Source organism: Pedobacter sp. N36a (genome assembly GCF_014472395.1).
Lineage (GTDB): Bacteria > Bacteroidota > Bacteroidia > Sphingobacteriales > Sphingobacteriaceae > Pedobacter.
On sequence record NZ_JACSZW010000005.1, the window covers coordinates 156,358 to 182,400 of the forward strand.

Annotated in this window: 27 protein-coding genes; 6 read left to right on the forward strand and 21 right to left on the reverse strand. The window is 38.5% G+C overall.

Annotated elements, in window-relative coordinates; translation table 11 throughout:
* Positions 1 to 21 precede the first annotated feature (21 nt).
* The 10 genes from H9X96_RS11725 to H9X96_RS11770 all read right to left on the reverse strand — a co-directional run bounded on the left by H9X96_RS11725 (position 22) and on the right by H9X96_RS11770 (position 10,128).
* Positions 22 to 1,191 carry a glycosyltransferase family 2 protein gene (locus H9X96_RS11725; protein ID WP_187666459.1) on the reverse strand — a complete coding sequence of 390 codons (1,170 nt, stop codon included), beginning with the start codon at positions 1,189 to 1,191 and terminating at the stop codon, positions 22 to 24.
* 11 nt (positions 1,192 to 1,202) lie between these two features.
* Entirely contained in the window at positions 1,203 to 2,399 is a 1,197-nt protein-coding gene (locus H9X96_RS11730; protein WP_187666460.1) for a glycosyltransferase, read from the reverse strand.
* 13 nt (positions 2,400 to 2,412) lie between these two features.
* Complete coding sequence (locus H9X96_RS11735; protein ID WP_187666461.1) at positions 2,413 to 3,027, reverse strand: DapH/DapD/GlmU-related protein; 615 nt, start codon at positions 3,025 to 3,027, stop codon at positions 2,413 to 2,415.
* Between the two features lie 116 nt (positions 3,028 to 3,143).
* Positions 3,144 to 4,571 carry an O-antigen ligase gene (locus tag H9X96_RS11740; protein ID WP_187666462.1) on the reverse strand — a complete coding sequence of 476 codons (1,428 nt, stop codon included), beginning with the start codon at positions 4,569 to 4,571 and terminating at the stop codon, positions 3,144 to 3,146.
* Between the two features lie 71 nt (positions 4,572 to 4,642).
* Positions 4,643 to 6,799, reverse strand: a complete 2,157-nt coding sequence (locus H9X96_RS11745; protein WP_187666463.1) for a Wzz/FepE/Etk N-terminal domain-containing protein — start codon at positions 6,797 to 6,799, stop codon at positions 4,643 to 4,645.
* A 20-nt stretch (positions 6,800 to 6,819) separates the two neighbouring features.
* Positions 6,820 to 7,500, reverse strand: a complete 681-nt coding sequence (locus H9X96_RS11750) for a TolC family protein (RefSeq protein WP_187666464.1) — start codon at positions 7,498 to 7,500, stop codon at positions 6,820 to 6,822.
* 72 nt (positions 7,501 to 7,572) lie between these two features.
* Positions 7,573 to 8,649, reverse strand: a complete 1,077-nt coding sequence (locus H9X96_RS11755) for a sugar transferase (protein WP_222943893.1) — start codon at positions 8,647 to 8,649, stop codon at positions 7,573 to 7,575.
* On the reverse strand, positions 8,649 to 9,152 hold the full coding sequence (locus H9X96_RS11760) for a two-component system response regulator (RefSeq protein WP_255431091.1): 504 nt from the start codon (positions 9,150 to 9,152) through the stop codon (positions 8,649 to 8,651). The genes H9X96_RS11755 and H9X96_RS11760 overlap by 1 nt, the downstream gene beginning before the upstream one ends.
* Before the next feature lie 90 nt (positions 9,153 to 9,242).
* The gene (locus H9X96_RS11765) at positions 9,243 to 9,617 is read right to left on the reverse strand and encodes a hypothetical protein (protein ID WP_187666465.1); all 375 of its coding nucleotides are present in this window, start codon (positions 9,615 to 9,617) and stop codon (positions 9,243 to 9,245) included.
* Positions 9,618 to 9,918: 301 nt separating this feature from the next.
* Positions 9,919 to 10,128 carry a hypothetical protein gene (locus H9X96_RS11770; protein WP_187666466.1) on the reverse strand — a complete coding sequence of 70 codons (210 nt, stop codon included), beginning with the start codon at positions 10,126 to 10,128 and terminating at the stop codon, positions 9,919 to 9,921.
* 324 nt (positions 10,129 to 10,452) lie between these two features.
* Between H9X96_RS11770 and H9X96_RS11775 the strand changes: the two genes are divergently transcribed.
* The 4 genes from H9X96_RS11775 to H9X96_RS11790 all read left to right on the forward strand — a co-directional run bounded on the left by H9X96_RS11775 (position 10,453) and on the right by H9X96_RS11790 (position 14,537).
* Entirely contained in the window at positions 10,453 to 10,659 is a 207-nt protein-coding gene (locus H9X96_RS11775; RefSeq protein WP_062548063.1) for a cold-shock protein, read from the forward strand.
* Positions 10,660 to 10,733: 74 nt separating this feature from the next.
* Positions 10,734 to 11,582, forward strand: a complete 849-nt coding sequence (locus tag H9X96_RS11780; RefSeq protein WP_187666467.1) for an SDR family oxidoreductase — start codon at positions 10,734 to 10,736, stop codon at positions 11,580 to 11,582.
* Positions 11,583 to 11,618: 36 nt separating this feature from the next.
* Positions 11,619 to 13,007 carry an MBL fold metallo-hydrolase gene (locus H9X96_RS11785; RefSeq protein WP_187666468.1) on the forward strand — a complete coding sequence of 463 codons (1,389 nt, stop codon included), beginning with the start codon at positions 11,619 to 11,621 and terminating at the stop codon, positions 13,005 to 13,007.
* A gap of 201 nt (positions 13,008 to 13,208) precedes the next feature.
* On the forward strand, positions 13,209 to 14,537 hold the full coding sequence (locus H9X96_RS11790) for an OmpA family protein (RefSeq protein ID WP_187666469.1): 1,329 nt from the start codon (positions 13,209 to 13,211) through the stop codon (positions 14,535 to 14,537).
* Between the two features lie 60 nt (positions 14,538 to 14,597).
* Here H9X96_RS11790 and H9X96_RS11795 read toward each other — a convergent pair whose 3' ends face one another.
* From H9X96_RS11795 to H9X96_RS11835, 9 genes are all read right to left on the reverse strand, one after another.
* Complete coding sequence (locus tag H9X96_RS11795) at positions 14,598 to 14,960, reverse strand: hypothetical protein (protein WP_187666470.1); 363 nt, start codon at positions 14,958 to 14,960, stop codon at positions 14,598 to 14,600.
* A 123-nt stretch (positions 14,961 to 15,083) separates the two neighbouring features.
* Complete coding sequence (locus H9X96_RS11800) at positions 15,084 to 16,073, reverse strand: TerC/Alx family metal homeostasis membrane protein (protein WP_187666471.1); 990 nt, start codon at positions 16,071 to 16,073, stop codon at positions 15,084 to 15,086.
* 38 nt (positions 16,074 to 16,111) lie between these two features.
* Positions 16,112 to 17,074: a hypothetical protein gene (locus H9X96_RS11805; RefSeq protein ID WP_187666472.1), complete on the reverse strand. Its 963-nt coding sequence runs from the start codon at positions 17,072 to 17,074 to the stop codon at positions 16,112 to 16,114.
* An 8-nt stretch (positions 17,075 to 17,082) separates the two neighbouring features.
* Positions 17,083 to 18,186 carry a toxic anion resistance protein gene (locus H9X96_RS11810; RefSeq protein ID WP_187666473.1) on the reverse strand — a complete coding sequence of 368 codons (1,104 nt, stop codon included), beginning with the start codon at positions 18,184 to 18,186 and terminating at the stop codon, positions 17,083 to 17,085.
* Positions 18,187 to 18,218: 32 nt separating this feature from the next.
* Positions 18,219 to 18,833, reverse strand: coding sequence for a TerD family protein (locus H9X96_RS11815; RefSeq protein ID WP_187666474.1), 615 nt, complete (start codon positions 18,831 to 18,833; stop codon positions 18,219 to 18,221).
* A 6-nt stretch (positions 18,834 to 18,839) separates the two neighbouring features.
* Positions 18,840 to 19,394 carry a TerD family protein gene (locus H9X96_RS11820; protein ID WP_187666475.1) on the reverse strand — a complete coding sequence of 185 codons (555 nt, stop codon included), beginning with the start codon at positions 19,392 to 19,394 and terminating at the stop codon, positions 18,840 to 18,842.
* A 496-nt stretch (positions 19,395 to 19,890) separates the two neighbouring features.
* Positions 19,891 to 20,727, reverse strand: a complete 837-nt coding sequence (locus H9X96_RS11825) for a phosphoribosyltransferase family protein (RefSeq protein ID WP_187666476.1) — start codon at positions 20,725 to 20,727, stop codon at positions 19,891 to 19,893.
* Entirely contained in the window at positions 20,724 to 21,419 is a 696-nt protein-coding gene (locus H9X96_RS11830) for an HAD family hydrolase (RefSeq protein ID WP_187666477.1), read from the reverse strand. The genes H9X96_RS11825 and H9X96_RS11830 overlap by 4 nt, the downstream gene beginning before the upstream one ends.
* Before the next feature lie 64 nt (positions 21,420 to 21,483).
* Positions 21,484 to 22,050 (reverse strand): AraC family transcriptional regulator, encoded by a 567-nt coding sequence (locus tag H9X96_RS11835; RefSeq protein ID WP_187666478.1) that lies wholly within the window; start codon positions 22,048 to 22,050, stop codon positions 21,484 to 21,486.
* Between the two features lie 180 nt (positions 22,051 to 22,230).
* Between H9X96_RS11835 and H9X96_RS11840 the strand changes: the two genes are divergently transcribed.
* Together H9X96_RS11840 and H9X96_RS11845 are read left to right on the forward strand one after the other, a co-directional pair.
* Positions 22,231 to 23,457 (forward strand): multidrug effflux MFS transporter, encoded by a 1,227-nt coding sequence (locus tag H9X96_RS11840; RefSeq protein WP_187666479.1) that lies wholly within the window; start codon positions 22,231 to 22,233, stop codon positions 23,455 to 23,457.
* A 202-nt stretch (positions 23,458 to 23,659) separates the two neighbouring features.
* Positions 23,660 to 24,532 (forward strand): hypothetical protein, encoded by an 873-nt coding sequence (locus tag H9X96_RS11845; RefSeq protein ID WP_187666480.1) that lies wholly within the window; start codon positions 23,660 to 23,662, stop codon positions 24,530 to 24,532.
* 56 nt (positions 24,533 to 24,588) lie between these two features.
* Here H9X96_RS11845 and H9X96_RS11850 read toward each other — a convergent pair whose 3' ends face one another.
* Both H9X96_RS11850 and H9X96_RS11855 read right to left on the reverse strand, forming a co-directional pair.
* Complete coding sequence (locus tag H9X96_RS11850; protein WP_187666481.1) at positions 24,589 to 25,272, reverse strand: Sir2 family NAD-dependent protein deacetylase; 684 nt, start codon at positions 25,270 to 25,272, stop codon at positions 24,589 to 24,591.
* A 135-nt stretch (positions 25,273 to 25,407) separates the two neighbouring features.
* A complete protein-coding gene (locus H9X96_RS11855; RefSeq protein WP_255431092.1) occupies positions 25,408 to 25,980 on the reverse strand; it encodes a DUF6580 family putative transport protein in 573 nt (190 codons plus the stop codon).
* Between the last annotated feature and the right edge of the window lie 63 nt (positions 25,981 to 26,043).

A 26,043-nucleotide genomic window follows, 5' to 3' on the forward strand; every position in this document is an offset into this window, starting at 1 on the left:
TTTTCGATTAATAGCAGCAGTTTACTTATTTATTTTTTCTTCGTAATAATGTTCTGTAGCAACAGATATTTCATTCGCTTTTCGCACTTTCAATAACGCAAGTATTTGAAAATAGATAAACTTCGGAGCATTCTTTAGAGAATGATAAATCTTATCGTCGGCTTTGAAGTGCGATAAAGCCTTAAATACAAAGGTGAAAAAGGTCAGTGCAGCAAAGATCCAATAAATTGCAAATAAAGGCATCAGGAACAAATCCGTTAGAAAGAAAAGGAAGGAAACAATCAGCAGCATAAATAACGGTGGTCTCAACAATAGGATGCTAAATAAAAATTGATTCCAATTTAAGTTGCAAATTGATTTCAACAGCAATTTAGCGCCTAAATAAAGGTATTTAAACCAAGTATTTATCCACCTGGAGCGTTGGTTCACCAGCTGATCCGTTTTTGCCGTTTTCTCATCGTATACAATTGCCTGCGCTGCAAAGGCGATTCTATCTCCTCTATTTAAGATCTCATACTGCAGGATTTTATCAAAACCTGCCCCTGAAATTTCAATATGTTCCAGGCAGGAACGGTAGAGCGACAAGGTAAATGCCATTCCAGACCCTGACAATGCAGCGGAAGATCCCGCTTCAAACATTAATTTACGATCTACCAAACGGTAATAAATATCACCAGCTTCATCTAAGCAGGCGTAGGTTGAATCTAGGTTCTTAGCTGCGCGCACACCTTGGACCGCTTGATAGCCCTGATCAAAGACTGCATTTAAGGCATTGAAATAATTTGGATGAACCAGGTTGTCACTATCTATAATCGTCAGTCGTTCATGATCACGTCTAAAATTATAAATCGCATAAAAATGCGATTTCGTATTGGAGGCCATTACCTCTGGTGGTCGTAATAACACTACTCTTGGGTCTTCAAAACTCAATTCGCTAATGTCACAATTATCGGCCACCACATAAATGATATAGTTCGAATAATCAGATTTAAGGATAGAATCAACCACCAGTGGGATTAAATTGACCTGCTGATAAGCAGTCACGATTACCGCATAATCAGCAGGTAAAGCATGAACTGAAGGCTGAGGCTGCTTTCTGAATTTACCTGCTATTGATAAAATCAAAGGCATAAAAAAGTGCAGTCCAAATAAGACCTGTAACAATACGAGAAGAAAATACAATAGGTTCATGTATGTCGGTTTTATTTTTTATTAATAGTCATTTCAATTGCCGCATACATTTTAAGAATACAGTTTTCCCAGCTATGGCTGGCAGCAAAAGACTTCCGATCTTCCTGCAGCGCTAAAGAATCCTCTGTCAATGCTTTTTCTATACAGCTCACATAATCTTCTTTAGATTGTGCAAGATAAACATGCTCTTTGAAGATATCCATCGCACGCGTTTCCGTGGCCACTGTTGGTTTACCCATGGCCAGGTATTCATCTACCTTACGGGGATAATTTCCAATAGTGACCTGATTAACCAATTGCGGATTGATGCATACATCAAAATACTGCATATATAAAGGTAAAGATTCCATTGGTTTGATCCCTGTAAATACCACATTGGGCAGCTGATGCAGCACACTATTTTTAAATTCATCATCCTCTGGACCAACCAGTACAATCGTCCAGTCTTTTCGCTGATTGGCAAGGTGTGCAATCAACTCCATATCGAGCCTGATACTTTGCAAGGCACCTACATAACCAATGATTGGGGTATGTATATTGCTCAGTTCCAATGGCTTTTCTGCACTAAGGTCATCTTTGAAAATCTCCAAATCGCAACCCTGACCAATATCGTAAGAATTCAAATTATACTGCTTACAATAGTCTGCAAGATAAACAGAGTTTGCCATGCAAATATCGTTACTGGCAATTAGAAGTGGCTCTAAACGTTCCCCATGTCGTTTCCAATAGTCTACTGCCAGCATGTAATCTCTGGAATAATAAATACTTAAAAAAGGACTCAACAGTGTGTTCAAATAAAACCCTTTAAAAATCTCATTGTCATTAAACAACAGATAATCCTTAAAATCGAGCCCTTTAATCCCTTTAACAATCGCATCCGCAAATTTGACATTGTTCCGTTTATTCAGAAAATTAAAAACTTTTTCATTTTTAATCCAATTGATAGACTCTACCAGACAATCTGGATATAGGTTCCATAAATTTTCCTGAATCTTTACTAAACCAGACTGCTTGCCTTTAATCACATCAATACGCTGCTGAACTTTTGGATCTGCACGATTCTTATACAGTGTAATTCTATCCAGAGGAGAGTTCACATACAAGACCCTGTTATTTTTGGAAAGCTCAAGTGCAATATTCTTACAATTACTACCTATATCGGTATCCCATGCCTGCTGGCCTATAATGATGATATCTCTACTGATCATTTGATAATTAAAGTTATAATTTATTCCAAGCTTTATCAGTGGCACTATATTTTTTGACCACTTTTGCAGGATTTCCAACAGCTACACAAAACTCAGGTATATCTTTCGTAACGACGCTACCTGCACCAATAACGGAATGTTTACCAATAGTTACACCAGCAGTGATCACACTATTTGCACCAATCCATACCTCATCACCTATTGTAATTTGTTTACGTATTTCTTTTTGCAGACTTGGAGGAATATTTACATCCTCATAGCCATGATTCAGACCGGAAACCACAATATTCTGAGCAAGCATCACATGATCACCTATTTTTACTGGCCCGATCACTACGCTTCCAATTCCGATCATCGTATGCGCTCCTATAATCACATCTCCAACTCCATTGTTGATGGTTACAAAGTCTTCAATTACGGATCTTGTCCCTAACTCAAAATTATTGAAAGGAAAAACATCCATCCTACTGTTAAAGCGCACAACACTACCTTTGCCCCTTTTATGTTTAAAAGGATTAAGAAACAACCTCACCCATAATCTAGGCCTATGGTCATTTGCAGGGATCAATAACCGATGTGCGATCTTCTTCAGCTTCGGATTTTCTTTGATTTTATTGATTAAAGACATTTTAATTAATAGTTCTAGGTTTGATATTGTCTATGTCTACTTCTTCTTTCTAATTTCCAGAAAAAAGGCAATTGCAAAGCAGAGCAGACCAGGAATTAGAAAAATTTCAAATGGCATTAGCTTTCTGGTTTATCGTCAAAATTTGGACATAGGTAAATAAAAGCAAGAAAAACAGCAACCACCAACGACGAAGGCATTGAATTGATTACTTCATTTCCATAACTACAAAAAAAGATTCCTGTACAGGTAGCCATCATAGCTATTGCTTTATATCTTAACCCTTCATTTCTTATATTCCATATCATACCACAACCCTGTCCAAAAATATACATCATGATACAAAACCAGGCTGTGAAACCGACGATGCCATACATCGCCCAAACTTTCACCCAATAACTATCAGGTTCGACTGTGGAGAGGAATTTATCTTTATTATACTCCTTACCCCAGGTTCCAATTACGCCTAATCCTCCTCCAAATGGATGAGTTTTCAGGTATTCTCCAATAATCTTTTGATTGTTAAAACGGACATTCAAAGATGCTTCCTGAGGGTCTAACGCGGTTCTTAAGCGATAAATCTGGTAATTACCATTGCCAATATAAGTGTATTTTAGGACGAAAAAGAACGACAGTGCCAATGCGCCACCTATAACCAGGACTTTGATGTTTTTTGTTAAAAATATAGCGAAAAAAGCACCAACTAACAGCGCAAAAAGCGCTCCCCTTGTTCCAGAGATCAGCATACCATAGAAAGACAAGCCAGCGGCAATAAGAAGAATCAGACGCTTCCACCACTTATAAGGACCTAAAGCCAATACCATCGCCATCAATGCGAAGGAAGCCTGAGAAGCACCGAACTGTCCGGCATCACTATAGAATGAAAATATCCTTAGCCTGCCCCATAGCACGTGAGTCACCTCCCCTCCGTCAGTTAAAAACTGCTGTTCTCCTGGAGAAAGACCGATGTATTGCTGCTTCAGCCCATTTATAGTCGCTAATAAAGACAAGGACAAGATTAAGATCAGGAATAGGCTCAGCTTCTGTTTAGAATTATAAATTAAAAAAACCAATGGGGTAATCAAAATTGGAAAAAGTCCAGAGCTTCTTATTTCCTGAAGCCAGCCCCTTACACTTGCACCTGCTGGGTTAATAATCTCCATGAAGCTGATCAGAAACCAGGCTAAAATCAATTTGGTTAAGTTATTATTCAGAATTTTCCAATCGTACCTATTATTCAAAATTATCACTGCCAACCAAGTCAGCAGCAAAAATATCTCGATTCCAATACCATACGGTAAGCCACCAATCTCTCTCGCGAGAATTCCAAATAAGAAGCAATAAACAGTTAAAGCAGTAAGGCCAACAGCAGGATCTTGAAATAGAAAAATAATGAACATAACGACCAATGCCCCTACGATTAATATCACTGGGGCTAAAGGGGATGCAAAGGTCAGCACACTCACCACAACGGAGAGCAACAAACCTAGTAAAGAAATAATCACTGTCCGCCACGCTGGTGATAAGGATGATATAAATCGGATCATTGTGATCGGGGGTATTTTCAGTTAAGATCAGCGGTCTGTTTTTTATAAATTAGACCGCTGATGTTTAAACGCTATTTAATTTTCTTTAATTGAATCTTATTTAAAACCCAACCTAGAAAACCCGGCTGGCCTTTAATATAATCAATCAGCTCTCTATCTCTGTCTTCTAATGGTTTTCCAGATTCAAATACTGCAATGTTTTTTTCTGTAAACAACAACCATTCTTTAGCGATATTAATATCACGAAGGCTATTTACATCAATAATAATCACATCAAACTCATTTCTGAGTACTTCAAAACCTGCACGCAGATTTTTAGCATTCTGCATTTCAAGTAAGGACGAATTGTTGTCATTTTTATTCAACACAGTGATCAGATCTTCTGTCTGAATTTGTCTTTTTACCAGGAATGTTTCAAAATCCTGACTTAAAGAAAGTTCTTTAGAGTTTGATTTTACGACCTCCGTTTCTCCACCGATCAGCAATACCTTTTTTCCAATCATGGCAAAAGAATAAGCCAGGCTACTCGCAATAAAGGATTTACCTTCTTTATCATTTAAACTGGTTACCCCTAAAATCTTAGTATCATCACTTTCAAATGCATTAGAAATCTCAAATCGCAGCGATCTCAATAGATCGCGATAGGCCGTATATTCTGGATTGTTCCTATTATCATTCCACACATTCCTCATACTAAGGTCTGCATCATGCATATAATTTAAACTACCCAGCACTCTTGAATTTGTTGCAGCTTCCAGTTGTCTGGAATCACGTATGGTATTATCTAATAGAAAAATGATCAAAACGGCAACGAAACAGATGAAAAAACTCGCAATTCCTGCCAGACCAATATAAATAATCCCTTTTGAAGGCAATGGAGGTCCTTCCAGTCCAACTTGAGCTAACTGCAGTTTTAATGCGATATTTTGTTCTGTACGGGTTTGATTATACGAGTCTAAAGAAGCCATATAATCTTTTGTTGCCAATTCAGCATCACGTTCATAATTCTGAATACCAGCATCAAATGGAACCATGCTGTTGTACTTGGCTTTCAGCATCGCCAATTCATTGTCAATAGATTTGATGCTACCTTTTGCCTGACTTACAGCAGTTTGCAAAGCCAGTTTTTGTTGAATCAGACCTTGCCTGGAGGCTATAGGGTTGGTCACATCACCGTCAGAAATTCTCGAGCTCAAACGATCAATTAGTCTGGAAAGAGAATCTATCCTTTTTTTGTCGCTTACCTTAAAATTACCGTCTATATACGCGTCATTTGCCTCTTTCAACTGATTTTTAAGATTCACAATAGCCCTATTGTCAACTGTAGAGTTTCCTTGGGAAAAACTATCACCTGATCGCCCGTTCAGTTTGGCATCAATATCGGCAATAGCCATTAGATTGGCTTGAATCTCTCTAATTGCCTGGGCCTTACGCTCCTCATTTGCAGAAATCTGCGTATAGACAATTTCAGATTGCTTGTCGAGGTTTAACACCCCATTCTTCATCTTAAATTCCTTTAACGCAGCATTCTTGTCATTCATTGTACCTTCTTTCTTTTTCAACAAAGAGTCCAATAGCTGAATGGAATTATTCTGATTTACATTTACATCCCTTCCATAATTATTAATAAATTCTATGGCTAGGGTATTCACGACAAAAGCAGAAAGCTTAGGATTTTCAGAAGTATAACTAACGTTGATAAAATCACTGTTGTCAGGTCTGTAAATGCTCAGTTTCTTTTCAAGGTCTTCTTTGTTGTAGCCCATTGAAGAAAGGATATCATACAGCTTAAATTTCCCCTTATTGTCAACAATGGTCACCACGCTTTTTTGCTGCAGCTTTTCATTAAAGATCTGTATCAGCTCCTGGCGCTGGCTATTATCAAGAGAATCCAATTTTGGGCTATAAGGCTTAAACGAATCTTTCGGATTTTCAAGGTCATGAAGAATGAGACGATAAGAAAGAATACTCATAATCCTCCTCATTTTCATTCTTTCAATAATATTAGAGAACTGCTGACTTATTTTAAAATAATCCGAATTCTGAGGACCACCTGCAACCACTTGTTTAGATTGATCCACTAGTCCTGTAGCAATCTGGGCCTCAGAGCTGTATTCTTTAGGTAGATTTTTTACCAGAAAGAAAGTAATGACTGCTGCCATGATAGGCACCAGAATCAACAACCATTTGTATTTATTAAGAACTTTTAAAAATGCTTTTATATCCATTATCAGAGGGTAATATTTATCTATTTAACTTCGGAAAGTTTGACACCAATAATTTCTTCCAATGAATCTTTAGCGTTAAGCAAGTTTACTTCTGCTTGAATTTTTGCCGTATTTGCATTCGTCAAGTTAATTCTTGATTGATTATAGGTATCTAACGTAATTTCACCTTTTTCAAACTTATACAATTGATTATCAGCAACATTCTTGTTATCCTGAACACTTTGACTATAAATTTTTAGCTGGCTTATTTGTTGAATATACGCATAATATCTTCTTTTTACTTCAACAGCTAGTGAAAGTTCATATTCATCTGCCTGATATTGAGCAATCTTCAGATCAGATTTTGCTTTTTTAGCAGTGAATGGTTTTTGTAAGAAAGCACCAAGGTTCACATTAATTCCGAATTGGAATCCATTCACATTGTACGGATTTATCGGGTCAATAACAGATTTCTTTTCTGGTCTGTAAAAATAGGATGCATTGAATATATCCAGGTAAGACAATGCAGTGATTGGCAATTCAGCTTTTGCTTTGGTTACTGTCTCATTCAGTGCTTTTCTTCTTGGATAATTCTGTTTTGCTAATGCAATGTATTTCTCCAAATCAGCATATTTAATATCGCCGATAATTGATTCCTGAGCGTAAGTATCTAAGCTTATAAACATTAATAAAATTAATGCCATTTTAAATAGATTTTTCATGATTTAGTGTGGTTAAGAGAATTTGATTTAAGCGTTTATATTTTTGTTTGTAATTAAGATTATGCGTGGAGACTATACCTCTTCTTTTTGAATCAATGCAGGAATCGTTTTTAATATAATTTTAAGGTCCAGTAAGATCGAATAATTGTCTGCGTAAAAATTATCTAACTCTTTTCGTTCTGTTTCTGACATATCTTTCTTCCCTCTTTTACTGATTTGCCATAAACCGGTCAATCCTGCAGGGCCCAGGAACCTCGTAGACCATTCATTGGTGGTCAGTTGTTCTGCTTCATATAAAGGCAGTGGACGATTGCCTACCAGCGACATATCACCGATAAAAACGTTAATCAGCTGTGGCAGCTCATCGATGCTCGTTTTCCTTAAAAATGCACCGAGTTTCGTGATTCTTGGATCGTCTTTAAACTTTACAAAAGCCGCTTTACCGTTTTTGCTATCCGATTCATTGGCATATTGGTTCAGGTTAGCAATAGAATCCAGCATCTTATCTGCATCGCTTCTCATCGAGCGGAATTTATAAAAATCAAAAATGCGATATCCAGCGCCTACCCTTTTACTCTTGTAAATCACAGGACCTTTGGATTCTAATTTGATTAAGATGGCAACAACGATGAACAATGGAAATAAGAATAATAATGCCATACCTGATGCCATCACATCAAAGGCACGTTTTGCGAAGGGAGTTTGGTATTCCACCTCTACCGTTTGAGCAAGTTCCATTAACTTAGGTTTGATTAACTTAAATTTAACTAAAAAATTAAGTCTTTCACAAAAATCTTCTAAGGGAAACGGATAGGTATAATAATCATTCACCTTCAGCTCCAAAGCTTGTTGCCTCCATTTCTTATCTTCTTTGATGCCGAGCAGCACAATGATCAATCCCTGAAGTAAAGGATTTTTCTTAATTTCTCTAATTTGATCAAAGCAGTTTTTATTGTCATCCACTTCAATTAGAATGATATCAGGTAAGGTTAACAAAGACTGTTGATCCAGATACCTTTTAAAGTCTTCAGGATCATCCATTTGCTCTACATTGGCATCAAATTCCTCGGAAATCACACTCTTAAGGAGTTTTCCGAAATGCACAATTTTAGCATTAATTTGAGGACGATTAATTGTAGACGTGTTCATTATGCGATAAGTTGAGCAATTTGCGTTTTTAATGTTGCCGGATTAAAAGGTTTTTCTAAATAACTGTCTATTTTAAACGGCATATTCTTTACTTTTTCAGCAAGATCCTCGGCGCCAGACAATAAGATTACCGGTGTATTTCTATAGAAGCCACTGATCTTAAGGTTTCTAATTAAAGAACTTCCATCAAAATAAGGCATCATCAAATCAGAGATAATCAGATCCGGATCATTACCTTCTTCTAACCAGGCAATGGCTTCAATCCCACTCTTTTTAATGATTAAATCATAATCTGCAGCCAAAATGAAACTCAACAGCTTGAGAATACTAAGTTCGTCATCTACAATTAATATGCTTTTTCTGTGACCGGTTTTACTTTCCATGTATTCTTTAGTGTGCGTCTTGCCAGAACTCCACAACAAAAACTTATCCAAGTATGGAGAATGATCTGTTTCAGGTGACCTGGTTTTACTATTGTTGTTACTGATTATATCTGTAAACATAATGCTTTTTCTAGTTAAACCTTTAATTAAACTTTCTTTGATTTAAAAAAAAGCAGAAATTATTTCATTCCATATTTCCTACCAGCTCATTTATTTTATATTTATCTCAAATGTCTTCCTCCTGCGTTCACCAGCAGACCATTTATTCAATTCATTGGAAACTACCCGACCAAAGGAATCGACCACTAGAACCCTTATTTTTTGTTCTTCTTTGGAAAGGACTTCTGTGACCAAAGCAAAATCACCGGAGTAAAAAAAGGGCATATCATTACTCCCCTCATCAATCCCCACTTTAAAATCCTTGTTATTGACCTGATACGTCACCTCACATTTACTGCATTCGACTCTCAAAAGCCCTTCGCGCTTTAGAATCACATGATCAAGACTATCTAAAGAATTGTCTTTCTTACAGCTGCCTAAAAAAGCAATGGCGACTAATAACAATAAGGGAGATAAAACGCGCATTTTCCTATAATTTAACAAAATATTAAAGGAAAAAACCAGGCCAAGCCTGTATTTTCGAAAAATGAAGGCCAAAATAAACTCATAAACTCAAGCCCAAGCTTATAGAGGCCCATTTTCTATATTAAAAACATTATTTATGATTTGAGAAACCTTAGATTAAAGGAGTTTTATTTTCCCAATAAACGCCCCATTGTGGGCATTTTTCTACAACTATTTTAACCATAAAAATAGGTGTTACACCGCTAATTTAGCTATTAGAGAACCTTTTTGGAGCAATAAATACCTCGTCGCCTAAGCCGTTTTATTTGTCCATTAAAGAACTCCGTTCCACAGGGAGGTTGGGGTATTTCAGGTCATTTTCCCCATCCGGATTCCCGGTTACTCTTTCATGGTCGCTATTCAAATAACCATTGAATGAAAAATCCTCAGAAGAGCCATCTGCGTCCAATCCTAGGTTATTTTTTTCCTGATAAAGTCTGCTGCGAAGCTGATTTTTCCTGTGATTCATCATTATTATAGGTATGATTGTTGAGTTTACACCATTAATTACCCCCGGAATTTAACTATCCGGAACTGCTTTCCAGACTATATCAAAGAATACTAAGCTTACATTAAGAGGCTAAATCACATCGTAACCATACCAAAGCCTGGCTGATGAACCAAAATGAGAGCCTATTATTCGTTGATCATAGCCCGGATAAATTAACAAGTCACTCTAAGATAGGTTTTAACAAAATAAAATTTCCTATGTTTAAAATATACTCCACCCTTACTTTAAGATTTTGATATTAATATTCAATTCATTATTTTCACCTCGAAATATATATATAATAATATGCGTACAACAGGAAAAGTTAAATGGTTTAATTCTGCAAAAGGGTTTGGATTTATAACTCCAGAAGATGGAGGAAAAGATATTTTCGTACATTTTTCTGCGATTGCAGGAGATTCATTCAGAGAACTGAATGAAGGAGACAGCGTAGAATTCGAATTGAATGAAGGCAAAAAAGGTCCTGAGGCTTCAAACGTAACCGTTCTTTAGTCTTTACATTCATTGTATAAAGAGGGGGATGCTCAGGCATTACCCCTTTTTTATTTTAATCCAAAGGCATTCCTATGCAAACCAACTCAACAACTATAAAAAAACCGACAGTCAGCATTCTTGGCTGTGGCTGGTATGGATTAGCGCTCGCTAAACGTCTCGTGTCTACCGGCTACCTGGTAAAAGGTTCCAGCACCAGTGTGGAGAAACTAGCACTCCTCTCCTCCCTGTCTATCCAGCCTTTTTTACTTAATTTCCAGGAAGATGAGATAGAAAGCAATCCTGAGTTCTTTCAAACAGAACTCCTGCTAATCGCCATTCCTCCTAAAAGAAGCAGCTCCGAACAAGCCTTCTTTTTAGGGAAAATAAAAAAGATAGCGGCATTCGCAGAGGCTCAAAAAGTACCACAGGTGATTTTCATCAGCTCCACAGCTGTTTATGGGGAATCTAATCAGGAAATGACCAGCTCAAGTCCGACAATGCCAGATACTGCTTCCGGGAAAGCCATGCTGGAGACAGAACAATGGTTAAGTGCCCATCCTTCCTTTACCACCACCATCCTCCGTTTTGCAGGATTAATCGGTCCGGGAAGAAATCCAGGAAGGTTCTTTGCCGGAAAGCAAGACATTCCCAACGGAAGATCACCGGTAAATCTGGTGCATCAGGAAGACTGTGTAGAATTCACGCTGGCCCTGATTGAACAAGCGGCCTTTGGTCAGATCTACAATGTATGCAGTCCTGACCATCCCAGCAAACAAGTGTTTTATGTTAAAGCTGCCGAACAGGCTCAGTTACCTTTACCGGCCTTCATTGATGAACTGCTAAATTGGAAAATTGTCTCCGGCGAGACTTCCAATGCAGCCTTCCAGTACGAATACCGCATCGCTGATTTTTCGGAATGGATGGATCGCAATAAATTTTAAATTGATATATTGCTGCATTTAAGGAATACCGGAAATATGAAATTGACCATTTGGGGAGCAGCAAGACAGGTAACAGGGAGCATGCATCTGCTGGAATTAGAAGATTACAAAATATTGGTAGATTGTGGTCTGGACTATGAGAAAGAGACTTATCAGGAAGAAAACCAATACTTTCCATTCGATCCTGCCACTATAGACGTGGTCATCCTTACCCATGCTCATATTGACCATTCCGGAAATCTCCCTACCCTAATCAGGATGGGCTTTGAAGGCCAGATTTTATGTACTCCACCTACTGCCGACCTCACGGAGCTGCTTTTACTTGATTCTGTAAACATTTTTCTAAGTAAACAGAGCAAGCCGAGTAAAGGTCGCAGAAAAAGAGGACCAGGCCCGCAGCCACTTTACCTGCATAAACACGTCATGGATACGGTTGACCGATTTGTGACTCTAAATTTCCATAAAACATTCCGCATCAATCCGGAGGTCAGTCTGGAATTTATACCTGTAGGTCACCTGCTTGGCGCAGCAGCAGTTGTTTTGACTATAGAAGATCAGGGGATTACTAAAAAAATCGCGTTTACAGGTGATATTGGCCGCAGTAACTATCCTATATTGGCCGATCCTGAACCCATCCCACAGGTAGACTACCTGGTTTCCGAATCTACTTATGGCGGCAGGCTCCACAGCAAAGACATGAGCCTGGAGCAGAAGCTGATCAATACCATTCAGGAATCCTGCATCAAATCACCGGGACGCCTGATCATTCCAGCCTTTAGTATCGGCAGAACACAGGCGCTTGTATTTGCCTTAAATCAAATCTTCAGTAAAGGTTTACTTCCTTATGTAAAAATATTTGTAGATAGTCCTTTGGCAGAGTCTGCAACCGCTATTTATCGCAAGCATCATGATTTACTGAATCAAGAGGCTCAGGAATTTTACAGAGAAAAAGGAGACGAGTTTGAATTCGAAGGACTATCCTATGTACATGATAAACGTGAAAGTATTTCTATTTCCAATTACCATGAGCCTTGTATTATCATTTCTTCGGCAGGGATGTTGGAAGGTGGAAGGATACAAGACCACCTATATTACAATATACAAAACTATTATTGCACCATCTTATTCATTGGCTATTGTTCAAAAGGTACATTAGGCCACCGTTTACTTCGTGGAGATTCTATCGTAAGACTGAGGAACCGGGACTTAATGGTATATGCCGGGATTCAAAAAACAGATCTTTTGAGCGGACATGGGGATCACCAGGATTTGGTGAATACGGTAAAACAGCAAGATCCTGCGTTATTAAAACAGGTGTTTCTGGTTCATGGGGAGGATAAAAGCACCCAAAATCTAGCAGAAGCCTTGCAGGAAATCAACTATAAAGTCAGTATTCCGGCGCTAGGAGAAGTCTTCGATTTATAATAACTGTCTAAAATACTATACACAATTTTAAAGCGATGATGCCTATTCATGGAAATTCAGCCATCTTTAAAAAAAACAATAACTAGCTCATTATTAACATATTCTTACTTATTTGAGCACTAAAAGGTGTTTGGCAAGATTATTTCAAGGGGGATTGTAGTTCAACAATTGAAGAACGCAAATATCTAATTGAAAAAGAATATGAAATCCAACATTACAAAAGCCGCAATGGTAGTGACCCTATTGGGCGCTTCATCGCAATTATTCGCACAAGATACCACTCCTGATGCTACTGGCCGTTTTGGAAAAAAAGAATTCCGCACCTGGTCAATTGGTGGTCATGCTGGTGTACTTAGCTCAAACACTATTTTTAATGGCAGCACTAGAGATTACAATACTGCTAGAGAAGCTTTGGGTTATGGTGGATACATTAAAAAACAAATCCTTCCGGCTTTAGGCTTACAAGCAGATTTCCTTGCAGGTAAAGTAAAGGGCTCAGGACAGTTTAATCCACTAGGAACACCTCAATATTTTGGCAGCAACACTACTTTCGAGACTCACCTGGAATGGTCTGCAGCTTTAACCGCAGTTTACAACCTGGCTAATATCAGCATTAACAATGAAAATGCAGTATTGATCCCTTACGTTAAAGGTGGTGTGGGTTATATGTCTTCAGGTGCCGAAAACTCTAACGGTACAACCACAGTACAAAACCATTACAAAGACGGATATTTTATTCCTGTTGGTGCAGGTTTCAAATTAGGGGTAGCTAAAGGTATTAACTTAGACTTCGGTTATGATGTAAACTTTACCAAAACTGCCGAATTTGACGGTTTAAACACTGGTAAATTTGATAAATTCTCTTACGGACATGCGGGTATCGAATTTGCTTTAGGCAGCAAATCAAAACCACAATTACAAAACTACAGCTCATTAGCTAACTTACGTAACGAAAGCGCAGAAGAGAGTGCAGCATTAAGAAATGCATTGTCTACAGCTGAACAAAAAGCAGAAAGAGATAGAGAGACTTATGCTAAAGAAATGGGAGATGATGATGGAGATGGTGTAGCAAACAAATTTGACAAATGCCCTGGTACTCCAGCAGGAACAGTTGTTGATGGCTCAGGATGTCCATTAGTTGCAAAACCAGCAATCATCAGAGAGAAAGTAATCATTACAGAAGCTGACCGTAAGGTAGTATCTGAGGCGATTAAAAACTTAGAATTTGATTTAGGAAAAGCAACTATCCGCTCTAAATCTTACACTACTTTAAACCGTGTTGCAGCATTATTAGTAGAGAAAAACTTTAGCCTTAAATTAGCTGGTCACACAGATAATACTGGTTCTATGGCTTTAAACTTACGTTTATCGAAAGATAGAGCTGAAGCAGTAAAAGCTTATTTAGTATCACAAGGTGCTAATGCTTCACGTATCGAAGCAGTAGGTTACGGTCCAAACCAACCAATTGCAAGCAATAAAACTGCTGCAGGTCGTCAGGAAAACCGTAGAGTTGAATTTACATTGTACTAGTTTAATCAATTCATAAGAATGAAGACCGGCAAGCAATTGCCGGTTTTTTTTATGCTCAATTTAAAAGGAATCGGGTTCACGTTCTGGAATATATATACCAGATACTTTCATCGTTAACGTAATTTTATCAATGATAAAGGTCAGTGTCATTCTATCCATATCGCTGCGATCAATAGCACTGCAAATATTGTATTCTTCCAGCTGATATTCCGCGATCAGATTCCCCTTCCCCGCTTCTTCCAGTTTAAGGCTATCAGTTATGAAACTAACCTGACGTAGCTTTTCTTTCGTATGATACCCCTGAAGCATCAATTCCAGGGCTTCCTTATTTGCTTCCAGCTGTGAAAGCACTGCCTTTTTCCAATCAGCAGCATACCAATCGAAGAAGTCTGTGTTCAGCTTAATGTTTAAATTATATTGCATAATTGCTAGGTTTAATGTGCCTGTATTTAACGCTTATTCCACTTCCAAATATAGAAATCCATAAACAAGAAAAGGCCTGAGTTTTTAAAACCCAGGCCTTTTTCTCTTCATCAGCTGATGAGCTTATGCCGCTTTCTCTTTTGGCACAAAAATAATGGAAGCAATCACCGACAGTATCAATACACCACCTACAATAGACAATGATAGTGGTGAAGAAATATGATAGAACGGTGCAATTACCATCTTCACCCCGATAAAGGCTAAGATGATGGCCAATCCATATTTCAGCAGGCTGAACATGTGGATGAAATTAGCCAATAGGAAATATAGGGCCCTTAAACCCAGGATGGCAAAAATGTTAGAGGTATATAGAATTAATGGATCATCAGGGGCAATTGCAAAAATCGCAGGGATCGAATCTACTGCGAAAAGTAAATCTGTAAATTCAATTACCGCAACCACTACCAATAATGGAGTCGCCATTTTAATTCCGTTTTCAACAGTGAAAAACTTGGCACCGTCAAATTCTTTAGATACTTTAAAGAATTTGTAGATTAAACGTGCACCAGCACTTTTACTAAAGTCTTTTTCTTCGTCATCATCGTCCTCTGAAACCCATGATTTAATACCTGCGTAAACCAAGAACAGACCAAAGATTAATAAGACTACATTGATGCGGATCAGCTCACCAAACACCCTCATTTCAGGTAAATAGGTTAAGTTAATTAGTCCTACACCTGCAAAGATGAAGATCGCACGGAACAGCAATGCCCCAATGATACCCCAGAATAGCACCTTATGGTGTAATTCTTTAGGCACTTTAAAAAACCCGAATACCAGGATAAATACAAAAAGGTTATCGACCGACAATGCCTTCTCAATCCAGTATGCCGATTGAAATTGGGTAAACTTCTCAAATCCAGAGGTCAAATAAATCACTCCGCTAAATGCCATAGATAAAGTAATCCATACTACAGACCATATTGCAGCTTCTTTGCTGGTTACGGCATGTACCTTTTTATTAAAAACGCCTAAATCCAGCAGCAGCATCACGACGACCAGTACCGCAAACCCGATGATCACACCGGGATGATTAATCAAATTATTATCCATGTTAAATTATTGTTTTAAAATTTACTGTGTTAAAAATGCTAAAAAAGATCTGTTTTAAGCATTGCCTTTAAAATATTAGCCTGTACATCAAAATTATTTAAATGTTCCAGGAAATCTATGTCTGAAATTTTCAGATAATTCTCTTCCAGGAGGTCAATAATTTCTTTGGGAATATAGGTTTTTAGCGCCGCAGCACTACTTTCCAGTTTGTCATTCTTAAAAGAAAGCTCCTGAATCATCTTTTCCTTTTCTGATAAGTTATTGGTCCAGTCGATATCCTTTAACACCTCCATATCACAAAACAGAAAAAGATTCCTGTTTGGGAAAAAGAGAAAATACCGATCTACTTCCAGGAACTTATACACCTCAATGATCATTTGGCCTGACTTTAATCCGCAGAAAAATGCTGTTTTAAAGTCATACTTACAAAGGGTACCCATTAGTTTCTTTTCGATCGTTGCCTGTATATTTAAATACACGTTTTTAGGATCGTATTGAATCAGTTCACTCAACTGTTCAGTAGTAATGTTATAATAAAAGTCTTTGGCATACCTGGAGCTAAATGAATTGATGTTTTTTGAAAAAGGAAAATCGGTGCTCAATTCAGACAGCACTTCAAAGAGCTTCCTTAAAGACAAATTGATCTTTAAGGCTTGTTTCTGCTGGTCTAGCTTAAAATTCTTATCCGTAAAGACAGCATTACTCATTCGCTCGATCAGCTCCTTATTCAGCTCTATTTCATCATAGATCAGGCTGACATTCTTCTCATTATTTTTCTTTATTTTTCTGAGCAGCTCAATGACACTAGAGGTAAACTGGACATGAAAAAGCTCCAGTTTATCAATATCCAATTCTTCATTCTGCTCAAACAACTGATGTATCACCTGGCTGCGCAGGTATATTTTATAAACCGCTTCCTCTTCAAAAAACACAGAGAGCAGCTGTAAACGGCTAATCTCTGTGCGGGATTCCTTTAAAATATAATTACGGCGGTCATCCATCGATTTTTTTAATTAACGCGCGTCACGTTTTTCTTCAATTCAGATTCCAGAGTTTTTAATTCCCCATCCAACACTCTTCTGCTCTTCTCTCCTTCTTCATGAATTTTCTTCACCTCATTCAAGGTTTCGATCAACGATTGCGTAGTCATTTTCAGCGTATCTAATGATACTACCGTTTTTTCATTTTCCTTCGCCACATCTATACTATTCTGTTTCAGCATTTCTGCGTTCTTCTGCAGAATGGTATTGGTGGTATCAGAAATCTTTTTCTGCATCTCTACATTGGCTTTTTGCCTTTGTAAAGCCACAGCAATTGTCAGCTGGTTTTTCCATACTGGAATGGTCGTAGATACAATAGACTGTGCTTTTTCAGCGATAGAAGTATTGTTATTCTGCACCACACGAATCTGAGCCAATGATTGCAACATAATAAAGCGAACAATTTTCATGTCTGCCAAACGCCTGTCCAGCCTAGTCACGAAATCCCTTAAATCAGCGATCTCATAATCCTCAAAATCAGCAGATCTGCCTTCCATTTCCGCCAGTTTCAATTTCAACTCCTCATACTTCAGTTGTCCTGAAATAATCAGTTCTTCCATCTGGTGGATATAAGCTACATTGTTATCAAACATCGTTTGCAATGAACTGTTGTCCTTGATAGAATTTAAACGGCCAGCCTTAATTTTATTAGTGATTTTGTCAATATTATTGACCACCACATCATATTTTTGAAAGAGTTTTTTAACGTCAACTACCAGATTCTTCAGAAAAGGAATCTTTGAAATGAAGGATTTAAAACCACTCTGTTCCAATTCAGTGACATCAATATAATTCAGCTCAGTCAGCAATTCATTAATCAAACCGCCTACATCACCGCTATTATAGGTTCTTACAGATGATAAAAAATCATTACTGTATTTCTCCATAGAGTTCTGCGCTTCTACTCCATAATTCAAGATAGAATTCACGTCAGAAGGCACCAGTGATTTATTAATTTCACTATATTTTTTCACCTCTTCCGGGCTGATCGTTGCCAGATCAACATTTCCATCCTTATCCAGCTTTACTGGAACTGGAGTCAGGCTTTGGGTATTATTCGGGTTTATTTCCATAATTCAATAAAATGTTCCTTTACCTTTAGCGTCTATAGATAGCTTTGTGTTACTGTATTCACTGTTTCCTCTAATTTCTTATCTTTAGTAGGCTCTCCGATCGCATTGAATTTCCATTCTCCGTTTCGCTTATAGAATACGCCTAAAACCATAGAAACATGACCAGCAAAACCTGCGCCATTTGCAATGTCATAGGTGGCAAACACTTCTCTTACCTGTTTCGGATTTCCTTCGTAAATACGAATAGAAGCGAAAGGAATGGTTCCAAAATCATGACCTCTAAAACTGTTCAACACGAATGCTACATATTCTACTGATGGATTCAGCTGGGAGAAATCTAAAGTAATCACCTCATTATCCAGGCCATCATCACCTCCCATATCACCGGTCAAATCGTCACCGCTATGTTTTACTGCACCATCTTTAGATTTTAAACTCCCGAAGTAAACAACATCTACCAGTTGCTTTTTATCATTATACAAAGCACAGCTTGCATCTAAATCTACTGCTTCTTTTGTTTTACCGAAGCCAAACATGCCTTTTTTCTCAATGGCACCCCAGTTAATTCCTACACAAATATTTTGAAGCTTGCTTCCGTTGCTCTTTTCAAGACTGATACGCTGTCCTTTTTGAAGATTAATTGCCATAATTTCTTATTGATATTTATTTAAATAATCCTGTAAACCACCTTTCATACCCATTCCTACCGCTTCGAATTTCCATTTTCCTTCACGTTTGTAAATTCTACCGAATTCTACTGCAGTTTCAATGGAGAAATCTTCTTCCAATTCATATTTCAAGATCACTTCGTTGCTGGAAGCATCAAAAATACGAACAAAAGAATTTCTTACCTGACCAAAATTCTGTTTTCTAGCTTCTGCATCATGGATAGTGACCACTACGCAGATCTCGTTAACTTTAGGGTCTATTTTCGTCAAATCTATTTTGATTTGCTCATCATCACCATCGCCATCTCCGGTTAAGTTATCACCAGTATGCGCTACTGAACCGTCAGGAGAAACCAGATTGTTATAAAAAATCAGGTTTTGATCAGAAACTAATTTCTTTTGATCATCTAACATAAAAATCGAAGCGTCTAAATCGAATGCAGTACCTGTAGTAGAACTATTGGTATCCCATCCCAGACCGATCGTAAATTTAGGAGCATCAATGCTCTCCCTTTGTCCTTTTTGCAAATTAATTGCCATATTTCATCAATTTTAAATTATAATCAATAACTAACAATACTGCTTCAAGCGCCTGTTTTTCCTTATAAACCTGCTGTTTCACAGATTCCATTTCTAAAAATCAACGGCTATGATCAGTACCTGCAAAATATCATTTTTTAAGGGAAAAAACTAGCTTTTTAATGTAAAAAATAGGTTTTTTCTCCTATCGGATCAGCCTATTTGAAGATCCTATGACAATTGTTTTATCCATTACTACAGTGTATAGGTTGACTGGAGCTTGCAGCCTGAAATACTTCAGCTTTGGCTGCCCCTTAAATCGGGACTGGAGGGCAAGTGCCCTATACCAAGGCCCTACCTGGGCCCTGATACCCCCCTGCTAGAACCTTTCCAGAGCTAAACTAAACTGCATCACAATTACACCTCCAAACACATCGTTCCGTATTCATGGTCACCTGATTAATCGCAAAAAACTCCTGCATTTTCACACAAGAGTTCCTACTTTAATTTTAGAAACCTAAATTACTTTGAAAGTCTGCTGATGCAGGTAATTTTTCAAATGATTCAGATTCTCCTCGTATGATGGAATCGTATGGTAACTATTCCCTAAAGACAAGTCATACAAACGCTCCATAAACTCCAGACTTTGTTTTTCTATAAAAATGGAGAAACTTTCAAAATCGCTATTCAGGAGATATTTCACAATCCTGGTATTGACGGCGAAATTCCCACTTTTAATGATTTCATCCAGGTCAAATATTGATTTCACCAAATGATAGTTCAGGTAATTCTCTACATTCGGATGGATTTCTTTATTGATTAACTCCGCAAAGTAAAGCATGTGAATATCGTTTTTCAGACCATATTCCTTTACCATTTTAAGAATCATACGCTCATGACTACCGGTAATTTTGATGTCATCCAAAAAAAGCAGGGTCTTGCCTGCTAAGAAATCTTTGTCAATATGAAAAGAATCATTGCCAATCAGATTCATTCTTTCTTCCGCACTTAGTCCGCCGTAATCTTCCTTATAAGTGATGGTTCGATGTACTTTTGCTTCCTGCACCACTAATCCGCCATGCGCTACCAGCCAACGGTTCAAATGCGATACAAATGCATTCTTCATGGCAAAAGTTGCCGTCGGAATGAAACAATAAGGACTGGAAATGACTACGATTTGCTCTGTAATCAGATTTTCTTGCAGGTAATATTTGATAAAGCCCTCGGCTAAATCTTTTCCAAAAGCTTTGGAAACCAAATCATCACCAAACTTAAACCTGCTGTAATCATCCGCAGAAAAGCCGAAATCGACGGTATTGTTTATTTTATGAAGCGAATAGGTATATGGGATCATGAGCGTAAGTGTGAAATTAATAAATCATTTGAATTGATCAGCAAGGTGTGAATACCCATCGCCTGTGCGCCTTTTACATCGGCAACAGGATTATCACCGACATGAATAATTTCATGTAACTCAATTTGAGGATGCTTTACCCGATCAATGGTATTCAGCATCAATTGAAAAAACTCGGGATTAGGTTTAGATAAACGCAGTTCATCTGAGTACAATTGAAAATCCAGGAATTCATCCAGTTTCAAGTGGCCTAGCACTTTCCTAAGTGTTATTCCTTTGATAAAACCGGTATTACTTAAAATATTTATCGTACTCAACCCAGTTGATTTCAATTCGCTTAGTACTGTCAGAGACGTTTCGTTATAAAGTAAAGGCATATTATTCAACAGCAAGTTTTCCATTTCCATGTATAATGCTACTGTGTCTACGTCTTGAAATTCCGTGGAGAAATCATTGATAATACTGATCACCATCAGGTACATTTCATCGGCATCAATATTTTTGCCGGTCTTTTCATTGATGGCATTCACCATTAAATCCACCTGTCTGAAAACCAAGGCCACCTCCTCCATCGTTTTCTTTCTGGAATTATAATGGGCATGAAAATATTTTGTCCGCTCCGTTTTAAATGCCGGGTTGGATTTGATCAATGTTAGCCATAAATCAAATGAATAGTGTTTATAAAAAGGCATCTGTGTGTTTAAATTTCCAGTTTAGAATGTGATTCGAAAGGTAATGTTACAAAAATCGGCAGACTTATTTGATTTTATCCAGGGGTTTCCTTTTGTTTAAACTAGAGGATTTATATTTACTAGGACTTAAACCGGTTACCGATTTAAATTGCGCAGAAAGATGCGCACTGCTGCTATAGCCCATCTTATAAGAGATTTCATTCAGGTTCAGCTCTCCATATTCCAGCAGTTCCTTTACTTTTTCTATTTTTTGCTGAATAATATATCTCTCAATCGTGAGGCCTTCTACGTCAGAAAACAATCGGCTCAGATAGGCATAATCCTTATCCAAACGATCTGCAATGATGGAAATCAGGCTTTGATGAACCTCGTTTAAATCTGAATGATGAACCAGCTCAATCACCTTATTTTTAACCTGTTCCACCAGCTGATCCTTTTCTTTGTCCATCAATTCAAAACCGAGCAGCTCCATAGTCGCTGAAATGTCCTGCAATTGAGCGGAAGTTGGATCCGGAGCGACCAGCACCTTACCCAAGGTAATGTCCTTAACCTCGAAGTGAAGCTGCTCCAACTGCTGACGAACAATCATCACGCAACGGTCGCAAACCATATTTTTTACATATAACACCATAATCTATCTCTCCGAAGTTAAAAAAACATTTACAAAAATAAGCTATTTTCTTTCCTGTAACTTACAAAATCCTGCTTAAAACTTATATAATTAAAAAACGAAACGCCCTCGATGAGGTTTGGATAAAATAGCAGATTTCGGCGGTTCCCAAAAGTACAATTCCTATATTTGCAGCAGCTAATGACAAAACAAAAATACTTCCTCCTGATTGTATTATTAGGCTCCCTAACCGCGTTAGGCCCCTTTTCAATCGACATGTACCTTCCTGGATTTCCAGCAATTGCAAAAGATCTAAACACTACCGTACTTAAAATATCTCTTTCATTATCCAGCTATTTTATTGGAATCTCCGCCGGACAGCTCCTATATGGTCCATTATTAGACCGTTTTGGAAGAAAAAAACCCTTGTACATCGGACTGATCGTCTATATCCTGGCTTCTGCTGGCTGCGTATTCGCCAGCAGTCTGGACACCTTAATCGCATTGCGCTTTATGCAGGCAATCGGCAGCTGCGCAGCAGCTGTTGCTTCAATTGCGATGGTGAGAGACCTTTTTCCAGTCAAAGAAAATGCCAAAGTTTTCGCCTTACTGATGCTCGTAGTGGGTGTTTCGCCAATGGTTGCCCCTACCTTGGGCGGCTATGTCACAGTAGCCTGGGGATGGCATTCCGTATTCATCATCTTGATGGCCTTAGGGGTATTGAATCTAGTGGCCAGCTGGCTTTGGTTACCAGATAGCTATAAACCAGATACTAGTCTTTCCTTGAAGCCGGTGCCGATTATCAAAAACTTTCTTTCTGTGATCAAAGATCCACAGTTTTACACTTACGCCTTCAGCGGCGCATTGGCTTTTGCTGGGCTATTTGCCTATATCTCCGGCTCACCACTCGTTTTCATCGATATTTTTAAAGTGTCGGAAGAAGCTTATGGCTGGATTTTCGCCTTGCTGGCTACCGGATTAATTGGTTCAAGTCAGATAAACACGCAGTTATTGAGAAAACACAAAAGTGAACAAGTGATTTTCGCCGCATTGAGCATACAGGTTTTTGTGGTCATATTTTTTCTGATCGGCAGCATTTACAATTGGTTCGGCCTTATGGAAACCGTCATCTTACTGTTCTTATTCCTGTCCTGTCTGGGCTTTACCAATCCCAACACCTCCGCTTTATCGCTTGCTCCATTCAGCAAAAATGCGGGAAGCGCATCGGCCTTAATGGGTGCCGTACAGATGGGATTAGGCGCTTTGGCTTCATTCGGAGTCAGCATGTTTGAAATCCGATCAGCGGTTCCTATGGTAGCTATCATGACCGGGACTACGTTGATTGCCTTGACGATTCTCATCATTGGCAGAAGAAATATTAAGGTTCAGATTCCAGAAAGTAAAGAGCCGGGTGCTTTTGTACATTAATTTATTTTAAAAGGTCGTAGGGGTAAGTCCTCCTTGTGTTGTCTCATTTCAAAATCAGACAAAAATGAGGATTACCAACTACAGCAAAACTTTAAAACTATTATGACCAGGATATCTGCCCATCGCCCTTAGCGGCTTACTCCTTTCTTCCAGCCCAGCCGGTTTTGCGCAAAGCAATTCATCAGAAAAAATCCACATCGCATTGCTCTATCCTTTAAGCAGCAATGGCACACATGCGCCTTTAGACACCAACAATTACTCTTTTCATTTATTGGCAGGTATTTCCTCCGTAGAGAAAGGATTCAGTTTTGCGGGCCTTTCAAATATTGTCCGCAATGAAGCTAAGGGAACTCAAATTGCCGGACTTCTGAATACTTCCGGTGAAAATAAGGGCGCAGCCTTTGCTGGCTTTGCCAATGTTTCCAGAGGATATGTGAACGGCGTTCAATTTGCCGGATTCATCAATATTGCTAAAAAGGTAATTGAAGAGCTAGGCATCAGTCGGCTTTTCATTTCTTCTACACAAAGAATTCAAAATCTGAATATCCCAAGTTTTTTTGGGAATACGCCTTTCCAGGCTTCCCTTACTCCTGGCTTGAGCTCTCATGGAAGGATGAGCTCCAGAGTGATCAATAAAGTTTCCTTAAATGTAATCGGAGGTTACACCGCCGGAGTAGATGACTTTGAAATCGCCGGACTTTTTAACCTAAGTAAAGGTGAAGTCAGGGCATTACAAGTGGCCGGTATGATAAATATCAATTCCAGAACCTCCAGAGGTGTGGGAATTGCTGGTTTAGCGAATATTTCTTCCAGAACATCATCAGGAATACAGATCGCCGGATTGTTCAATATTGCAAAGAAAAACACAGGTTTTCAATTGGCACTTTTAAACTTTTCAGGTTCCTCCACAGGCACCAGCTTGGGTCTGCTCAATTTTGTAGGGGATGGTTACTATAAGATCTCTGTTTCTAGTAATGAATTGGTGCAAACCAATGTGGCTTTAAAACCCGGAAATGCCAACCTTTATAATAAATTACAAGCAGCAGGTAGTGCCCAACAAACACCACAATTTTAGTGGCAACAACAAAGGTTGGTATGGATGGAATGCGGGAATTACCTTTTTCTAATTCCTTAAGTTAACAGTTCCACAAGGTCCCTCATTCCTGCAACAGCCCCCTTTTCGATTTTAATCACTTGATGGCTGTTTTTCACCTGTGGTATTTTTGGGTCGATAATGTAGGTTGGACTTTGTGCAGGAACAAAATCAATCAGACCGGCAGCCGGGTATACCGCCAATGAAGTACCTATTAATACGAATACTTCAGCCGCCGCACAAATTCTAGCCGCCTCTTCAATCATAGGCACCGATTCTCCAAACCAAACTACATGTGGCCGCAGCTGTGTTCCCAACTCGCAAAACTCCCCCATTTTTAACTCCCAGCCATGAATTGGATAGGTTAAATCAGGATTACCATCGGATTGTGAGCGCGTAATGACGCCATGTAAATGGGTCACTTTTGTAGAACCAGCCCTTTCATGTAAATCGTCTATATTTTGAGTGATGATGTGGACATCGTACGCTGCTTCCAGCTCGGCTAATGCCCTGTGGGCATCATTAGGCTGCGCCAGCAACACCTGTTTTCTGCGTTGGTTATAAAAGTCCTGCACCATTTCCGGATTTTTTCTCCAGGCTTCAGGTGTAGCGACGTCATACACATTAAAGCCTTCCCATAAGCCATCCGTATCCCTAAAGGTTTTCAATCCACTTTCCGCACTGATTCCCGCTCCCGTTAATACGACTAATTTCTTCTTCATAAGGTTGAATTTAGTGATAAATTAGGGACAAGCCCTGGTAAATTCAGGTAAAAAAAATCCCGGGATGCTGAGGAGTATACTCCGCAGCAATCCCGGGATTGCTTATCTTTTACAACTGTAATTAACCCTTGTTGATTATGCTTTCGCTAAACTTAAGGATGGGAATTTCGCTTTCAGCACTTCAAAAGCACCAAACATAACCGCTCCATACACTACTGTACCGTAAAGGAAATTCAATTCGAATGGAATAGCAGCGATTAAACATTGTCCGTAACCAGCTAAAGTTGCTGGATAGATGCTCGGTGCATACATTGGACCAATGTCAGCCAGGATCCAATGAAGGAATACGCCGATGAAAGTAGAGGCCATAAACGTACCTACATTTATTTTTTTCATCATCAGTTTACCAACTGCTACCATCGCGATGATCGCAATGTAAGTCCAATACCATCCTGCATAGAAAAATCCGTATCCTGACATCTTAGCAATAAAAATATCACTCAGTACCAATACCAGCATAGGAAAAGCAAATGCTTTAACATTACTATTGAAATATGCACCGCCAAATAAGGCAATTGCTCCTACAGCTGAAAAGTTAGCGATCTCTTTAAAGTCGCCAGACAAAGGTGCTGCAATACGGATAATGCTTACAAAGATGATCATCACCAACAGGATGATCGAACGCGGGTTGAATTTAGATTCAGACATATTCATGTGTATATTATAAAACAAAGTTATATTTTTTCCACGGCATAAAAAAGCCAATGACCA

What these genes read in the sequence shown, in the direction of transcription:
- H9X96_RS11760 (WP_255431091.1), bottom strand. Translation starts at nt 9,152, where the DNA reads ATGTTTACAGATATAATCAGTAACAACAATAGTAAAACCAGGTCACCT.
- H9X96_RS11735 (WP_187666461.1), bottom strand. Translation starts at nt 3,027, where the DNA reads ATGTCTTTAATCAATAAAATCAAAGAAAATCCGAAGCTGAAGAAGATC.
- H9X96_RS11805 (WP_187666472.1), bottom strand. Translation starts at nt 17,074, where the DNA reads ATGGATGACCGCCGTAATTATATTTTAAAGGAATCCCGCACAGAGATT.
- H9X96_RS11835 (WP_187666478.1), bottom strand. Translation starts at nt 22,050, where the DNA reads ATGGTGTTATATGTAAAAAATATGGTTTGCGACCGTTGCGTGATGATT.
- H9X96_RS11795 (WP_187666470.1), bottom strand. Translation starts at nt 14,960, where the DNA reads ATGCAATATAATTTAAACATTAAGCTGAACACAGACTTCTTCGATTGG.
- H9X96_RS11810 (WP_187666473.1), bottom strand. Translation starts at nt 18,186, where the DNA reads ATGGAAATAAACCCGAATAATACCCAAAGCCTGACTCCAGTTCCAGTA.
- H9X96_RS11780 (WP_187666467.1), top strand. Translation starts at nt 10,734, where the DNA reads ATGCAAACCAACTCAACAACTATAAAAAAACCGACAGTCAGCATTCTT.
- H9X96_RS11840 (WP_187666479.1), top strand. Translation starts at nt 22,231, where the DNA reads ATGACAAAACAAAAATACTTCCTCCTGATTGTATTATTAGGCTCCCTA.
- H9X96_RS11725 (WP_187666459.1), bottom strand. Translation starts at nt 1,191, where the DNA reads ATGAACCTATTGTATTTTCTTCTCGTATTGTTACAGGTCTTATTTGGA.
- H9X96_RS11855 (WP_255431092.1), bottom strand. Translation starts at nt 25,980, where the DNA reads ATGTCTGAATCTAAATTCAACCCGCGTTCGATCATCCTGTTGGTGATG.
- H9X96_RS11815 (WP_187666474.1), bottom strand. Translation starts at nt 18,833, where the DNA reads ATGGCAATTAATCTTCAAAAAGGACAGCGTATCAGTCTTGAAAAGAGC.
- H9X96_RS11820 (WP_187666475.1), bottom strand. Translation starts at nt 19,394, where the DNA reads ATGGCAATTAATTTGCAAAAAGGACAAAGGGAGAGCATTGATGCTCCT.
- H9X96_RS11850 (WP_187666481.1), bottom strand. Translation starts at nt 25,272, where the DNA reads ATGAAGAAGAAATTAGTCGTATTAACGGGAGCGGGAATCAGTGCGGAA.
- H9X96_RS11740 (WP_187666462.1), bottom strand. Translation starts at nt 4,571, where the DNA reads ATGATCCGATTTATATCATCCTTATCACCAGCGTGGCGGACAGTGATT.
- H9X96_RS11755 (WP_222943893.1), bottom strand. Translation starts at nt 8,649, where the DNA reads ATGAACACGTCTACAATTAATCGTCCTCAAATTAATGCTAAAATTGTG.
- H9X96_RS11775 (WP_062548063.1), top strand. Translation starts at nt 10,453, where the DNA reads ATGCGTACAACAGGAAAAGTTAAATGGTTTAATTCTGCAAAAGGGTTT.
- H9X96_RS11790 (WP_187666469.1), top strand. Translation starts at nt 13,209, where the DNA reads ATGAAATCCAACATTACAAAAGCCGCAATGGTAGTGACCCTATTGGGC.
- H9X96_RS11800 (WP_187666471.1), bottom strand. Translation starts at nt 16,073, where the DNA reads ATGGATAATAATTTGATTAATCATCCCGGTGTGATCATCGGGTTTGCG.
- H9X96_RS11765 (WP_187666465.1), bottom strand. Translation starts at nt 9,617, where the DNA reads ATGCGCGTTTTATCTCCCTTATTGTTATTAGTCGCCATTGCTTTTTTA.
- H9X96_RS11770 (WP_187666466.1), bottom strand. Translation starts at nt 10,128, where the DNA reads ATGATGAATCACAGGAAAAATCAGCTTCGCAGCAGACTTTATCAGGAA.
- H9X96_RS11830 (WP_187666477.1), bottom strand. Translation starts at nt 21,419, where the DNA reads ATGCCTTTTTATAAACACTATTCATTTGATTTATGGCTAACATTGATC.
- H9X96_RS11745 (WP_187666463.1), bottom strand. Translation starts at nt 6,799, where the DNA reads ATGGATATAAAAGCATTTTTAAAAGTTCTTAATAAATACAAATGGTTG.
- H9X96_RS11750 (WP_187666464.1), bottom strand. Translation starts at nt 7,500, where the DNA reads ATGAAAAATCTATTTAAAATGGCATTAATTTTATTAATGTTTATAAGC.
- H9X96_RS11785 (WP_187666468.1), top strand. Translation starts at nt 11,619, where the DNA reads ATGAAATTGACCATTTGGGGAGCAGCAAGACAGGTAACAGGGAGCATG.
- H9X96_RS11825 (WP_187666476.1), bottom strand. Translation starts at nt 20,727, where the DNA reads ATGATCCCATATACCTATTCGCTTCATAAAATAAACAATACCGTCGAT.
- H9X96_RS11730 (WP_187666460.1), bottom strand. Translation starts at nt 2,399, where the DNA reads ATGATCAGTAGAGATATCATCATTATAGGCCAGCAGGCATGGGATACC.